The 346-nt window shown below is 52.6% G+C and carries 1 rRNA gene; it reads left to right on the top strand.

The window, feature by feature from the left end:
- Positions 1-346: ribosomal RNA gene (locus FS458_RS20470) — 23S ribosomal RNA — on the top strand; the annotation flags it as partial.

Raw genomic sequence — 346 nt, 5'->3', positions numbered from 1 at the left:
AAGGCTGAGCTGTGATGGCGAGGGAAATTTTAGTACCGAAGTCCCTGATCCTACACTGCCAAGAAAAGCCTCTAGTGAGGAAAGAGGTGCCCGTACCGCAAACCGACACAGGTAGGCGAGGAGAGAATCCTAAGATGATCGGGAGAACTCTCGTTAAGGAACTCGGCAAAATGACCCCGTAACTTCGGGAGAAGGGGTGCTCTGATAGGGTTTATCGCCCGAGAGAGCCGCAGTGAATAGATCCAAGCGACTGTTTAGCAAAAACACAGGTCTCTGCGAAACCGCAAGGTGAAGTATAGGGGCTGACACCTGCCCGGTGCTGGAAGGTTAAGAGGAGGGGTTATCC

Origin of the sequence: Fictibacillus phosphorivorans (assembly GCF_007673525.1) — a bacterium.
In the GTDB taxonomy this organism is placed as follows: domain Bacteria; phylum Bacillota; class Bacilli; order Bacillales; family Fictibacillaceae; genus Fictibacillus; species Fictibacillus phosphorivorans_C.
Note: the sequence above shows the minus strand (reverse complement) of the source record. Positions and strands in the feature narration are given on the sequence as shown.